Annotated in this window: 14 protein-coding genes; 13 read left to right on the forward strand and 1 reads right to left on the reverse strand. The window is 72.6% G+C overall.

Annotated features, from left to right (window positions below):
- Window positions 1–344: 344 nt before the first annotated feature.
- The 13 genes from lepB (ACWD12_RS15235) to ACWD12_RS15295 all read left to right on the forward strand — a co-directional run bounded on the left by lepB (ACWD12_RS15235) (window position 345) and on the right by ACWD12_RS15295 (window position 12660).
- Entirely contained in the window at window positions 345–1010 is a 666-nt protein-coding gene (gene lepB / locus ACWD12_RS15235) for a signal peptidase I (protein ID WP_435838972.1), read from the forward strand.
- A 307-nt stretch (window positions 1011–1317) separates the two neighbouring features.
- The gene (lepB, locus tag ACWD12_RS15240) at window positions 1318–2214 is read left to right on the forward strand and encodes a signal peptidase I (RefSeq protein ID WP_450099919.1); all 897 of its coding nucleotides are present in this window, start codon (window positions 1318–1320) and stop codon (window positions 2212–2214) included.
- 87 nt (window positions 2215–2301) lie between these two features.
- Window positions 2302–3486, forward strand: coding sequence for a signal peptidase I (gene lepB / locus ACWD12_RS15245; protein ID WP_450099920.1), 1185 nt, complete (start codon window positions 2302–2304; stop codon window positions 3484–3486).
- A gap of 87 nt (window positions 3487–3573) precedes the next feature.
- Complete coding sequence (locus ACWD12_RS15250; RefSeq protein WP_358348063.1) at window positions 3574–4161, forward strand: NUDIX hydrolase; 588 nt, start codon at window positions 3574–3576, stop codon at window positions 4159–4161.
- Between the two features lie 76 nt (window positions 4162–4237).
- Entirely contained in the window at window positions 4238–4564 is a 327-nt protein-coding gene (locus tag ACWD12_RS15255) for a DUF2469 domain-containing protein (protein WP_345673291.1), read from the forward strand.
- A gap of 245 nt (window positions 4565–4809) precedes the next feature.
- On the forward strand, window positions 4810–5220 hold the full coding sequence (locus ACWD12_RS15260; RefSeq protein ID WP_450099921.1) for a YraN family protein: 411 nt from the start codon (window positions 4810–4812) through the stop codon (window positions 5218–5220).
- A gap of 1 nt (window position 5221) precedes the next feature.
- Entirely contained in the window at window positions 5222–7006 is a 1785-nt protein-coding gene (locus tag ACWD12_RS15265) for a YifB family Mg chelatase-like AAA ATPase (protein WP_450099922.1), read from the forward strand.
- Window positions 7006–8163, forward strand: a complete 1158-nt coding sequence (gene dprA, locus ACWD12_RS15270; protein ID WP_450099923.1) for a DNA-processing protein DprA — start codon at window positions 7006–7008, stop codon at window positions 8161–8163. The genes ACWD12_RS15265 and dprA overlap by 1 nt, the downstream gene beginning before the upstream one ends.
- Window positions 8164–8296: 133 nt before the next feature.
- Window positions 8297–8932: a tyrosine-type recombinase/integrase gene (locus ACWD12_RS15275; RefSeq protein ID WP_450099924.1), complete on the forward strand. Its 636-nt coding sequence runs from the start codon at window positions 8297–8299 to the stop codon at window positions 8930–8932.
- On the forward strand, window positions 8907–9752 hold the full coding sequence (whiG, locus tag ACWD12_RS15280) for an RNA polymerase sigma factor WhiG (protein ID WP_358348078.1): 846 nt from the start codon (window positions 8907–8909) through the stop codon (window positions 9750–9752). The genes ACWD12_RS15275 and whiG overlap by 26 nt, the downstream gene beginning before the upstream one ends.
- Before the next feature lie 315 nt (window positions 9753–10067).
- Window positions 10068–10688 carry a YdcF family protein gene (locus tag ACWD12_RS15285; protein WP_450099925.1) on the forward strand — a complete coding sequence of 207 codons (621 nt, stop codon included), beginning with the start codon at window positions 10068–10070 and terminating at the stop codon, window positions 10686–10688.
- A gap of 165 nt (window positions 10689–10853) precedes the next feature.
- Window positions 10854–12098: a deoxyguanosinetriphosphate triphosphohydrolase gene (locus ACWD12_RS15290; protein ID WP_450099926.1), complete on the forward strand. Its 1245-nt coding sequence runs from the start codon at window positions 10854–10856 to the stop codon at window positions 12096–12098.
- Window positions 12099–12216: 118 nt separating this feature from the next.
- Complete coding sequence (locus ACWD12_RS15295) at window positions 12217–12660, forward strand: GNAT family N-acetyltransferase (RefSeq protein WP_450099927.1); 444 nt, start codon at window positions 12217–12219, stop codon at window positions 12658–12660.
- On the opposite strand, the gene ACWD12_RS15300 is transcribed toward ACWD12_RS15295, so the two are convergent.
- On the reverse strand, window positions 12632–13558 hold the full coding sequence (locus tag ACWD12_RS15300; RefSeq protein ID WP_450099928.1) for a hypothetical protein: 927 nt from the start codon (window positions 13556–13558) through the stop codon (window positions 12632–12634). The two genes, ACWD12_RS15295 and ACWD12_RS15300, sit on opposite strands and share 29 nt — an antisense overlap.
- Window positions 13559–13602: the final 44 nt, after the last annotated feature.

A 13602-nucleotide genomic window follows, 5' to 3' on the forward strand; every position in this document is an offset into this window, starting at 1 on the left:
GCGGCACCGACCCCGCTGACGGGACGCATGTTGTCGACCGCACCGCGCAGCTTCGCGCCGCGCGGCCCGCCACACCTGGGCGTTCGGCGGCTCCGGCCGGGCCGGACGGCGCCACGAAGGCGGCCGCGCCCAAGGTCGTTCTCTCCAAGGCGCCTTCGACCGACGCGCCCGCTTCCGCGCCCGCTCCCGAGAAGACCGTCCCGCCAGGTGCCAAGCGCCGGACCGCGGACGACGTACGGCCTACCGCCCCCGAACACGAGGCGGACGACGACACCGACGAGGACGAGGACGACGAAGCCGAGGGCCGACGCAGACGGCTGCCCGCCTGGGTAGAGCTGCCGCTCATGCTCGCGTTCGGCCTGCTGGTCGTCGTCGTGCTGCACTCCTACGTCGCGCAGCCGTTCGTGATCCCCAGCGGTTCCATGGAGCACACGCTTGAAGTCGGCGACCGCGTTCTCGTCAACAAGCTCGCGTACACCTTCGGCGACCGGCCGCAGCGCGGTGACGTCGTGGTGTTCGACGGAACCGGCATCTTCACCGACGAGGGCAAGGGCCATTCCTCGAACCCGTTCGGCAAGGCGTTCGAGGGCGTCGGCTCGATGTTCGGGTTCGGCGACTCCGACGAGACCGACTTCGTCAAACGCGTCATCGGTGTCGGCGGCGACCACGTCATCTGCTGCGATGCACAAGGGCGTGTGACGGTCAACGGTGTGCCGCTCGACGAGACCGGCTACCTCTATCCCGGCAACGTGCCCTCGGCGATGCCCTTCAATGTGATCGTGCCCAAGGGCGAGTTGTGGGTCATGGGCGACCACCGTGCCAATTCCGCCGATTCACGCGAACACATTGCCGCTCCGGGTGGCGGCTTCGTCCCCGAGGACCGCGTCGTCGGGCGGGTGGACTGGATCATCTGGCCCTTCGGTCGGATGGGCGGGGTCGACCGGCCTTCGACGTTCTCGCAGCCCGGCATCGGTCGGCAGGAGCCCGCGTTGGTCCCGGGCCGTGGGTAAGCGGGGAAAGCCCCGCGAGTCACGGTTTTCGGGTGGGCGCGAGCGGACGGGGGCGACGGAGGCCGGACCGGCGGAGCCCGGGGCGACGGCTGCCGGGTCGGCGCCGCCCGGGCCGTCCTCGGTGCCTCGCAACGGGGTTGCGCGCGACGGAGTCCCGGGCGGTGTCCCTCGTACGGGTGGTCCTTCCGCTGTCAGGCCCCACGAAGGCGCGATTCCGCGCCCCGCGGATTCCGCGTCCGCCGAGCCCGAGGTCGCCGGCATCGCCCCGACATCTCCGGACCCCGAGGCGACGGCCCAATTGCGCGCGGTGTCGCCCGGCGCGGCGCGGGAGCCCTACCGCGGCCGCGCCGCCGCGCGCGGGCGCACTCCCCGGCGGCGCTGGCGCCGCAAGGACCGTCCGGTGTCGCTGCTGCGCGAACTGCCGTTGCTGGTCGTGGTGGCGGTGATACTCGCGCTGGTCATCAAGACCTTCTTCGTACAGGCGTTCTTCATCCCTTCGGGTTCGATGCAGACGACGATCGGCATCGGCGACCGGGTGCTCGTCGACAAGTTCACGCCGTGGTTCGGCGCGAAGCCGCAGCGCGGCGAGGTCGTCGTCTTCAAGGACCCGGGCGGCTGGCTCAGCCGGAAGCAGAAGTCCGACCCGCCGCCCGGTGTGAAGCAGCTCAAGCAGGCCATGGTCTTTGTGGGACTGTTGCCGTCGGACGACGAGCAAGACCTCATCAAGCGGGTCATCGGGGTCGGCGGCGACACGGTGGCGTGCTGCGACGCGACGGGACGCGTGACGGTGAACGGCGTGCCGCTGGACGAGCCGTACGTCTATCCCGGCGACGCCCCGTCGAACCTGCCGTTCTCGGTCAAGGTGCCGAAGGGGCGGCTGTGGGTGATGGGCGACCACCGCGGCGACTCCTCCGACTCCCGCGCCCACCAGGACCGTCCGTACCAGGGCACGATCTCCGAGAACGACGTGGTCGGGCGGGCTTTCACGGTCGCGTGGCCGGTGAGCAGATGGCGCGGACTGCCGGTCCCGAAGACGTTCGAGGGTGCTGGGAAATTTACCAATCCTGGCAATACAGCTGCGGTTCTCCCGACGGTCCCGGTCGTTATGGGGGTGGCGGGTGCCGTTCCGGTGATCCTGGTCCGTCGGCGTGTACGCTCGCGGCCGCGGGACCGGGACTTCCAGGCGCGCCTACCCGGCACGTGATGCGTGCCGATACGAGAAGCATGACGATGGACGGATGGCAGCGCGCCGGCACGCCGGACGACGCCGTCACAGGTACGAGGAGGCGCCGTGGGGGAAGTCGTGGTCGGAGCACGGTCCGCAGGTGGGGACGACGAGTCGGGCCGCCGGCCCGGGGAGCCGCGTCCGCACGATCCGCAGGAGGACGACGGGCCGCCGGGCGGCGCGTCGTCGAACGGTGCTCCGGTGCCTGACTCCGACTCCGCGGGGCCGTCCGTACCGCATCCCGGGACCGCGCCGGACGGAGGTGCCCCGGGCGGGCCGCCATCGGACGGGCCCGCGCCGCCCCACGAGGTGCCGGTCGCACCGGTCCCGCACGTGCCCCCCGTACCGCCGGTTGCTCCGGGTACGCCCGGCTCGGACGCGGCGGGTGGCGCCACGGCCGCCCGCGAGGCCGACACGCAGGACGAGCCGGCCAAGGCGAAGAAGGCCAAGAAGCCCCCGAAGAAGGGCTCGTTCTGGCGTGAACTGCCTTTGCTGCTGGGCATCGCGCTGGTTCTCGCACTGATCATCAAGACCTTCCTGGTGCAGGCGTTCTCGATTCCGTCGGAGTCGATGGAGGACACCATCAAGGTCGGCGACCGGGTGCTCGTCGACAAGCTCACGCCGTGGTTCGGCGCCGAGCCGGAGCGCGGCGAGGTCGTCGTGTTCAAGGACCCGGGCGGCTGGCTCGAGGGCGAGCCGGAGCAGTCGAGCAACGGGTTCGTGCGCGGGCTGCAAAAGGGCCTGTCGTTTGTGGGCCTGATGCCGTCGACCAACGAGAAGGACCTGATCAAGCGCGTGATCGGGGTGGGCGGCGACACGGTCGAGTGCTGTGACGACCAGAACCGCATCCTGGTCAACGGCGTGCCGCTGAACGAGACGTACCTGAAGCCGGGCGTGCTGCCGTCGGACAAGCCGTTCAAGGTGACCGTCCCCAAGGGCCGCATCTGGGTGATGGGTGACAACCGCAGCAACTCGCGTGACTCGCGGGCGCACTACGAGCTGAGCGGCGGCGACGCGGAAGCGGCCACGGTCGACAAGGACCAGGTCATCGGGCGCGCGTTCACGGTGATCTGGCCGCTGGGGCGTATCCACTGGCTGGGTGTCCCGGACACGTTCGACCAGAAGGGCCTGGCGTCGTCGGCCGCGCCGATGGCGCTGGGGGCCGCGGGGGCCGTGCCACTGCTGCTGTGGCGGCGGCGCTGGGTCGAGTCGCGGCGGTCGGACGCGGCGGCGGGTGCGCCGCCTGCCTGACCGCTGTCGCGGACGTGATGAGGCCGGAATTCGCACGCCAGTGCGAATTCCGGCCTCTTGTCCGTCCTGTGGGGGCACAATCGGCAGATGACATCGAACGCCGCCGTCCCGCATCCGGCGGGACACCTCAACCCGTGGCCGGAGGCCTCGCCTCATCCGGTCCCCGACTACCCGCCCGACCTGCGGGTAGACCTGGTCCGCAAGGCCGTGCGGGTGGTCCTGCTGGACGCCTCGGACCGCATCCTGCTGTTCCACAACCAGGTGTCGGCCAGCACGCCGGACGAGTGGTGGGACCTGCCGGGCGGCGGGCTGGACCCGGGGGAGACGTACGTCGACGCGGCGGTGCGGGAGATCGCGGAGGAGACCGGCCTGCGGCTGGCTCCCGAGGCGATCGGGGCGCCGTTGTGGCGGCGGAGTTCGACGTGGACGCGTGGGACGTACCGTCGGGTGCAGCATGAGTACGTCGTGGCTGCCAGGGTGGACGCCGAGGCGCCCGAGATCGACGCGCACGGCTGGACCGAGGAGGAGGTCGACGAGTACGTGGGCGCGCGGTGGTGGACCCTTGAGGAGATCGTCACCAGTCCGATGCACTTCTACCCCGGACGGCTCCCTGCGCTGCTGCCCGGGTTTTTGGCCGGAGAACTGGTGGACGAGCCGTTCGAGTGGTGGAACTGAGCGGTACCGCGCGAGTGTGGACCGGAGCCCGGTACACAATGGGAACGACAGCGAAGCGCAGGAGCGAGGGGCGCGCATGAGTGCGGAGGATCTCGAAAAGTACGAGACCGAGATGGAGCTTCAGCTCTACCGCGAGTACCGCGATGTCGTCGGCCTCTTCAAGTACGTCATCGAGACGGAGCGGCGCTTCTATCTCACGAACCAGTACGAGCTGCATGTGCGCTCGGCCGACGGCGAGGTGTTCTTCGAGCTCGCCATGGCGGACGCGTGGGTCTGGGACATGTATCGGCCCGCCCGTTTTGTGAAGAACGTCAGGGTTTTGACCTTCAAAGACGTCAACGTCGAGGAGCTGACGAAGAGCGACCTGGAGATGCCTTCGGGCAACGAAGGCTTCGGAACGTAGCCGCGGGCGCCCGCGACTTTGGCCACGGGCTGCGGCTACAGCCACGGCTACGGCGACGGCCACGGCGACGGCTACGGGGCGTGGTCGCGGGCGCTGCGGGGCCGCCGTTAATCGCGATGGCGGCGGACCGCAAGCGGCCGAATGGGGGAAGCCCCGTCCACAGGGCGGGGTTTTCCACAGGCTGGTGATCTTGAAGAGGCGCCTCCGCCCCCGGGCCCGGCAGGGTCGGGGGCGGAGGTGGTCGCATGACCGGCAAGGCGAAGGTCCCGGGAGCCGGGCCGTCGGGAAGGGCTCCCCGGAACACCGCCGTGGGCGGGTACGGCGAGCGGGTGGCCGAGCGCCGCCTGGTCGAGGCGGGCCTGGTCGTCCTGGACCGCAACTGGCGGTGCGCGGCGGGCGAACTCGACCTGGTCGCGCTGGACGGACCGGTCCTGGTCGTCTGCGAGGTGAAGACCCGCAGCTCACCCGGCTTCGAGCACCCGTGCGCCGCGGTCCGCCCCGACAAGGCCGCCCGGCTGAGAGTCCTGGCCGAGCACTGGATCGCGGCCCATCCGCACCTGGTGCGGGCGGACTGCGAGGTGCGGATCGACCTGGTCTCGGTGATCCCGGCGGTGCGCGGCGCGGCCCTGTTCGAGCACGTGAAGGGTGCGTGCTGACATGGCGTTCGCCCGTACCCGCTCGGTCACCCTGCTCGGCGTCGACGGCGTCCTGGTCGAGGTGCAGGCCGACATCGAGCCGGGGCTCGCGGTCTTCAACCTGGTCGGGCTGCCCGACAAGAGCGTCAGCGAGTCCCGCGACCGCGTGCGCGCCGCACTCGTCAACAGCGACGAGGAGTGGCCGCCGAGGCGCATCACGGTGGGCCTGTCGCCGGCGACCGTGCCCAAGACCGGCAGCGGCTTCGACCTCGCGGTGGCCTGCGCGATCGTCGCGGCCAACGGCAAGCTCGACCCCGACCGGCTCACCGATCTCGTGATGGTCGGCGAAGTGGGGCTGGACGGCCGCGTCCGACCGGTACGCGGCATCCTCCCAGCCGTCATGGCGGCCGCCGCGGCCGACTGCCGCCGCGTCGTCGTGCCGGAGTCGGTGGCGGTCGAGGCCCGCCTCGTGCCGGATGTCTCCGTCCTCGGCGTGCGCTCGCTGCGCCACCTGCTCGCGGTGCTGCGCGGGCAGCCCGTGCCCGACGAGCCCTTGCTCGCCACCCGGCCCGGCCCCGACCCCGACACGGTCGGACCGATGCTGGTCAGCGGGCCGAGCGTGCCCGGCGTACCGGCGCCGGACCTCGCCGAGGTCGCCGGGCAGGCCCGGGCGCGGCGCGCCCTGGAGGTGTGCGCCGCGGGCGGGCACCACCTGTACCTGCTGGGGCCGCCGGGGGCGGGCAAGACGATGCTGGCCGAGCGCCTGCCCGGCCTGCTGCCGCCACTCGGCACGGCCGCCGCCCTGGAGGTCAGCGCCGTGCACTCGGTCGCGGGCACCCTCCCGCCCGACCGCCCGCTCGTCAAGGAGCCGCCGTTTTGCGCTCCGCACCACTCGGCGACCATGCCCAGCCTCGTCGGCGGCGGCAACGGCCTCCCGCGCCCCGGAGCCGTCTCCTTGGCGCATCATGGCGTCCTGTTTTTGGACGAAGCGCCGGAGTTCAGCAGCCGGGCGCTGGACGCGTTGCGGCAGCCGTTGGAAGGCGGCACGGTCACGGTCGCCCGCAGCGCGGGCACGCTGCGCTTCCCGGCCCGCTTCCTGCTCGTGCTGGCGGCCAATCCGTGCCCGTGCGGGCGCTTCGCGGGCAAGGGGCTGGACTGCACGTGCTCGGCGGCGATGCGGTCGAAATACCTCGCGCGGCTGTCCGGGCCCCTGCTGGACCGCATCGACGTGCGGGTCACCGTCGACCCCGTCTCGCGTGCCGAACTGCTGGAGCCCGAGGGTACGGGTGAGTCCACCAAGGTCGTCGCGGCCCGGGTGCGGGAGGCACGGGATCGCGCGGCGCACCGGTTCGAGGGCACGCCGTGGACCACCAACGCCGAGGTGCCGGGCCGCGAGCTGCGTACCCAATGGTCCACCGAGCCGGACGCCTTGGCCACGGCAGCGCGCGACCTCGAGCGCGGCATGCTGACCGCCCGCGGCCTCGACCGGGTGCTGCGGGTCGCCTGGACCATCGCCGACCTGCGCGGGCGGGACCGGCCGGCGATGGCCGACGTCGACACCGCCCTGGAGTTCCGCACCGGGGTACGCCGCGGCGCAGCGGCGGCAGTCGAGCCGGTCGGGGACGCCGAGCACACCGGGCGTACCGGTCGCAGCGGTGGTTCTGGCGGCCTTGGTGGTCTCGGGCATGCGGCGCGTGCTGGCCGCATCACGACCGACATGGCCCAGGCGACGCTGGCCCAGCTCGCCACGATGGACGTCGACCGGGAGCTGCACGACCCGGAGTTCGACTTTGCCGGGGAGGCGTAGTGGACGAGGAGCACGTGGCCAGGGCGGCGCTGTGCCGCCTCGGCGAACCGGGCGACAGTGCGCTGGGTGCGGCCCTGCGGGTGCACGGCCCGCACGAGGTGCTGCGCGTTCTGCAGGCCGACGGGCCGCTGCCCACCGAGTTCCGCAGACGCGACCCGGACGGCTACCGGGTCCGGCTCGGCGGCCCCTCGGCGGCCGACGACCTGGCGACCCTGACGCGCATCGGCGGCAGATTCGTGATCCCCGGCGACCGGCACTGGCCGACGCAGCTGGACGACCTGGGGGACGCGCGTCCGGTCGGGCTGTGGGAGCGCGGCCCGGTCCGTCTGCGGCATGCCGTGCTGCGCTCGGTCGCGGTGGTGGGGTCGCGGGCGTGCACCGACTACGGCACGTATGTCACGCACGAGTTGACCGGGGGGCTCGCCGACGGCAAGTGGACGGTGGTGTCGGGCGGGGCGTACGGCATCGACGGCGCCGCACACCGGGGCAGCCTCGCCTGCGGCGGCCCGACCGTCGCCGTGCTGGCCTGCGGAGTGGACGTCGCGTACCCGCGCGGCCACGAGCGCCTGTTGGCCCGGATCGCGGAGACCGGGACTCTGGTGAGCGAGCTGCCACCGGGGTGTTCACCCAGCCGGGTGAGATTCGTCGAGCGCAACAGAGTGATCGCCGCGTTGTCGCGAGGCACGGTCGTGGTGGAGGCGGCGGTACGCAGCGGCGCGCTCATCACCGCGCGCCGCGCGCGGCGGCTCGGGCGCGTGGTCATGGGCGTGCCCGGTCCCGTCACCGCACCGCAGTCGGCCGGCGTGCACCAGCTCCTGCGCGAGGAGGAGACCGCGTTGGTCACGTGCGCCGCCGAAGTGATCGAAAACGTCGGTGTGATCGGCGACGACCTGGCGCCGCGGGCGGAGGGCCCGCTCCAGGTCTGGGACAACCTGGCCCCGGAGCCGACCCGGGTCCTGGAGGCGGTGCCGCCGCACCGACCTGCTCCCGAGAGTGCCATCGCTCGCGACGCGGGCGTGGGCCGTACCGCGGTGCGCATGCATCTGCGGACCCTGAGCGAACGGGGTCTGGTCGCCGCCCAGGCTCTGCCCGGCAGTGACAGCGCGGAGGCAGCGCCGGGGGAGGAGGCGGTATGGATCCGCACCGTACCGCGTTGAGCCCCGGCGGCCTCGGTGGATGCCGGCGGGCTGTCCTGAGCGTCCGCGGACACGTGTTCGGTGGCCGTGCGGGCCGCGCCCATTGGCCGTGGCGGTGCTTGACCCCGAGGGGCGGACTGATCACCGTAAGGGGATGGCTCCCGCAGAAAGTACTGGCGGCGGCGCTGCGCTGCCTGCCGAACTGGCCGACGGCGGCGGGTCCGACCGTGCGGGCACAGATGACGGCCCTGAGCGCCCGGCTGCGCCCGACACGCCCGTGGAGCTACGGGATCGCGCCGTACTCGAAGTACTCGAAGTCCGCTGCGCGATGGGCGTCCGGGTCGGCGAACTGGTCGGCGTCGACATCGGCGACATCGACCTCGAAAGCCGCGTCATACGCGTCCTCGGCAAGGGCGGCAAGGAGCGCTCGGTGCCCCTGGGCGCCCCGGCCGTCAGGGCGGTCCCCGCCTGGCCGGAGCGGGGACGACCGGCCCTGCGGGGGGAGCGCAGCGGCGCGGCGCCGTGGCTCGGCGTACGCGGGCGCAGGCTCGATCAGCTGGCCGTGCGCTCCTTGGTGCACGCGCGCCGGGCCGACGTTCCGGGCGCGCCCGACCCCGGTCCGCACGGGTTGCGGCACACCGCCGCGGCCCACCTGATCGAAGGAGGCGCGGACCTTCATAGCGTTCAGGCACCGCTCGGTCACGCTACGCTCGCGACGACGCAGATCTACACGCACGTCTCGGTGGAACGACTCAAGGCCACGTATGCCCAAGCACATCCCAGGGCGTGACGGCAGCACCACGACCGTGTCCGAGCCGGAAACGGCCGGACCGCGCGGTGGTGATGACCCGAACCGCGCGCTGGACGCCCTCTGGCGTGAGTTCAAGCTGTCCGGGGACCCGCGGCTGAGGGAACGCCTGATCCTGCACTACTCGCCGCTGGTCAAGTACGTCGCCGGCCGGGTCGGCGTCGGTCTGCCGGCGAACGTCGACCAGGCCGACTTCGTCTCGTACGGCATCTTCGGACTCATCGACGCGATCGAGAAGTTCGACCTCGACCGGGCGATCAAGTTCGAGACGTACGCGATCAGCCGCATCCGCGGCGCGATCATCGACGAACTGCGGGCGCTGGACTGGATCCCGCGCTCGGTACGCCAGAAGGCGCGGAACGTCGAGCAGGCGTACGCCACCCTCGAAGGCCGCCTCACCCGCACGCCCACCGACGCCGAGGTGGCGACGGAGATGGGCATCCCGCTCGACGACCTGCACACCATCTTCAGCCAGTTGTCGCTGGTCAACGTCATGGCCTTGGACGAACTCCTGCACGCCGGCTCGGAGACCGGCGACCGGCTCAGCCTGGTCGACACGCTGGAGGACACCACGGCGGACAACCCCGTCGAGGTCGCCGAGGCGCGCGAGATGCGCCACCTGCTCGCGCGCGCCGTGAACGCGCTGCCGGAGCGCGAGAAGACGGTGGTCACCTTGTACTACTTCGAGGGGCTGACGCTCGCCGAGATCGGCCACGTGCTCGGGGTGACGGAGAGCCGTACCTGCCAGATCCACACGAAGGCGGTGCTGCAACTGCGCGGCAAGCTCTCGGACATGCGCTGAACGGCACGTCGCCGACCTGCGCACTGTCACAGCGTGTTGCATAACGATCACTCTGAGGGCATAGGGTGTGAGGCGATGCAGCGCACGGATCTCCGCCTCCCGGCCCCTCGTCCCTCCGGCACCTCGCCCGACGCCTCGCCCGATGCCTCCCCTGATGCTTCGCCTGATGCCTCGTCAGGAGCCGGCGGCCCCGGCGAGGGCCGCGCCTCCGAGCGAGGCTCGGACTCCGCGGGCCGGGGCCGGAGCACCGGCGACACCTGCAGCATGGCGGCTGGAAGGCGCAAGTCGGGCGGCGGGAAACCGACGCGCGGGCGCATGCTCTTGCGTCGGGCGCGTCAGGTCGTCGCGTGGACCCTGTGCGCAGTCCTCGCCGTCATCGTCGGCACCGCGGCCCGCGTGTGGTGGGTCGCCCGGCAGGACGCCCGTCCGACCGTCGACACGATCCTCGTCCTCGGCGCCAGCCAGTACGACGGCCGCCCCTCCCCGGTGTTGCTGGCGCGTCTCGAACACGCCCTGGCGCTCTACCGCGAGGGCGTCGCGCCGCGCATCGTCACCGTCGGCGGCAACATGCCGGGCGACCGCTTCACCGAGGCGGGCACGGGCCGCCGCTGGCTGATCGCCCACGAGGTCGCCGAGACAAGCGTGTTCGCGGTTCCCGAGGGGCGTGACACGTTGCAGAGCGTACGCGCGGTCGCCGAGATGATGCGGGCGTACCGCTGGAACAGCGTCGTCATCGTCACCGACCCCTGGCATGCGCTGCGTTCGCGGTCGATGGCTCGGGCCGAGGGGCTGGACGCCTCGGCGTCGCCCGCCCGGCAGGGCCCCGCGGTGCGCAGCCGGTCCACGCAGGCCAAGTACGTCGGGCGTGAGACCGCCGGGTACCTGCACTGGTGGATCCTGCGCCGAAGTTCCGGCTTCGGCCATGGCGTCATCTGACCCCGGTCCCCGCGACGCCCCGCCCGAGTCACCTGCCCGCACGCCCGGCAGCGGAACCCGCCCGCACGCTGCCGATCCGGCATGCCCCGTCGGCGTGGTCCGACCGCCCTTGTCCGACTCGGTACCTACTGTTGAGCCATGGTTGACCGGATAAGCCGGATAAGAATGCCCGCCCAACCCCGGACCGCGTACCACGACACCGACCGCGAGCGCTGGGTCCAGGAGTCCGGCAAGCGCGTCGGACGCACCGCGTTCGAGCGCGACCGCGCGCGCGTCCTGCACTCCGCCGCGCTGCGCAGGCTCGCCGGCAAGACGCAGGTGGTGGTGCCCGGCGAGACCCCGCCCGACGGCCGCCAGGTCCCGCGTACGCGCCTGACGCACTCTCTCGAATGCGGCCAGATCGGCCGCGAACTCGGCCAGGCCGTCGGCTGCGACCCGGACCTCGTCGAGGCCGCGTGCCTCGCCCACGACCTCGGCCACCCGCCGTTCGGCCACAACGGCGAGGAGGCACTCGACCGGGCCGCCGCCTCGTGCGGAGGCTTCGAGGGCAACGCGCAGAGCCTGCGCCTGCTGACCCGCTTGGAGCCCAAGACCTTCGACGCGACCCGGAGCGTCGGCCTGAACCTCACGCGCGCGGGACTCGACGCCGTGCTCAAGTACCCGTGGCCGCGGCGCGAGGGCGTGCGCACGTACGGCGTTTACGAGGACGACATCGAGGTGTTCGACTGGGTACGCCGCGACGCGCCCGAAGGACGCCGCAGCCTGGAGGCCCAGGTGATGGACTGGTCCGACGATGTCGCCTACAGCGTCCACGACTTCGAGGATGCCGTGTACTCCGGCCGCATCGACCTCGACCGCCTCAACGCCCCGGGCGAACGCGCCGACGTCTTCGCCCTGGCCGCCCGCCGCTACGCCCTCGCCCCCGAGGACGAACTCGCCGCCGCCCTCGACCGCCTGCTGGCCACCGAGTTCTGGCCCACCGGCTTCGACGGCTCGCGCCGTGCCCAGGCCCGGCTGAAGAACACCACGAGCGAGCTGATCGGCCGCCTGTGCCTGGCCGCCGAGAGCGAGACGCGCGACTTCTTCGGGCCGGTCCCGGGCGTGCGGTACGCCGCCGACCTCCTCGTACCGCGCGAGGCCCGCCTCGAATGCGCCGTCCTCAAGGCGCTCACCGCGCACTACGTGATGGCGCGCGCCGACCTCGAACAACTGCGCGCCCGCCAGCGGGCCGTCGTGACCGATCTCGTGGAGATGCTGGCCGCCGGCGCCCCCGACGCGCTGGACCCCGCGCTGCGCCCCGACTACGAGGCAGCCGCGACCGACGCCGCGCGCCTGCGGGTCATCGTCGACCAGGTCGCCTCGCTGACCGACGACGCCGCCCTCGCGCTGCACCGCGCCCTCGGCACCTGACCGCCGGAGCCCCCGCGGACCCCGCCGGACCCGCGTGGAAAACTGGACGGCGACAACCGGCCGGGGGCCGGAGAGCCACCCCGGGCGCGAAGACCCGGGCGCGAAGACGGAGAGACGAGTGCGGATCGAACGTGTCCCGGTCGAGGAGATATTCGACCTCCGCTGGTCCGTACTGCGGGAAGGCCTTCCGAGGGAGACCGCCGTCTACCCCGAGGACGCGCTGCCCGGTACGTTCCACCTCGCCGCCTACGACCCCGACGGGCGCGTCGCGGGATGCGTCACCTTCTTTCCGGACCCGCTCGACGGCGCCCCCGCGTACCGCTTCCGCGGCATGGCCAGCGCGCCCGACGTGCGCGGCAAGGGCTATGGTGCCGCCGTCCTGCGGGCCGGCATCGCCGAAGCCGCCGCCCAGGGCGCCGACCTGGTCTGGTGCAACGGCCGTACGTCGGCTCAGGACTTCTACGAGCACCTCGGCTTCGCCGCGACCGGGGAGCTGTTCCACCCGGCCCCGACGCACACGCCCCACTACGTCTTCACGTACAAGACCCCTGTGGACGCCTGACCCCGGGCCACTCCTCCGGCCGCGGCAGCGGCGCGCCGTCCCACTCCGCGCCGTCTCCCTCCTTGCCGAGCCGCCCCTCGCCGATCTGCCCCTCGCAGGGCCACCCGTCTCCGCCTGTCTCGTCAGCGCCCCGCTCCGACCCGGGCGGCGGTACGAGGCCGCGCAGCCGCCGGACCGTCTCCGGCGGCGCACCGTACGCGGCCATCCGCTCCGCCGCGTACCCCGCGAGCCAGGCACACAGTTCGGGCACGACGTCCTCCGGGGCCAGGAGCCAGTCGATCGAGGGCGGGGCGCAGTCGCCCGCCCACCACCAGGTCGCCTGGGCGAGGTGGGCGTCCGCGACCGGTGTCTTCTCCCGCTCCCACATCGCCAGCCATCGGCCCACCCCGTCGCCGGCCGCGGCACATGCCTCCAGGACCAGGTGGGCGCCGGTCCCGGGAGCCCGCAGCGTCGTGAGGAACCAGGTGTCGAGCAGGTCGAGCACCGGGGCGGCCGTGCTCGGCGGCCAGGTGTGGAACCGGGCCTGCGCGAGCCCGCGGAGCGCCCGGCCCATGTCGTACTCGCGGTCCACGATCGCCGTCGCCAACGACGGCAACACGCGCCGCATCAGGCCGTGCGCATCGTCGAACTGGTGCGCCTTCCACGCGGCGCGCATGGCGAGGTCCCGCGTCAGCGGCGCGTCGGGGGTGGCCAGGAGCAGCAGTTCGCGCTCGTCGAAGCAGTGGCCGCAACCGTCCTGCGGCGACCGCAGGGCCGATCCCGCGAACCTCTCCGCCACCCGCGCCGCGGCCGCCGAGAGGTCGAGCGACTGCCCGGGGACGGACCCGGTCCCACGCGCACGCGACCCGTGGGTCGACAGGGAAGTCGCGGACGATCGGCGGCGACGCGAGCGGGCCATGGCGGCTCCCCGAGGACTCCGGCGACTGCCGTCGGCCGAAGAGC

The organism is Streptodolium elevatio, from assembly GCF_053592165.1.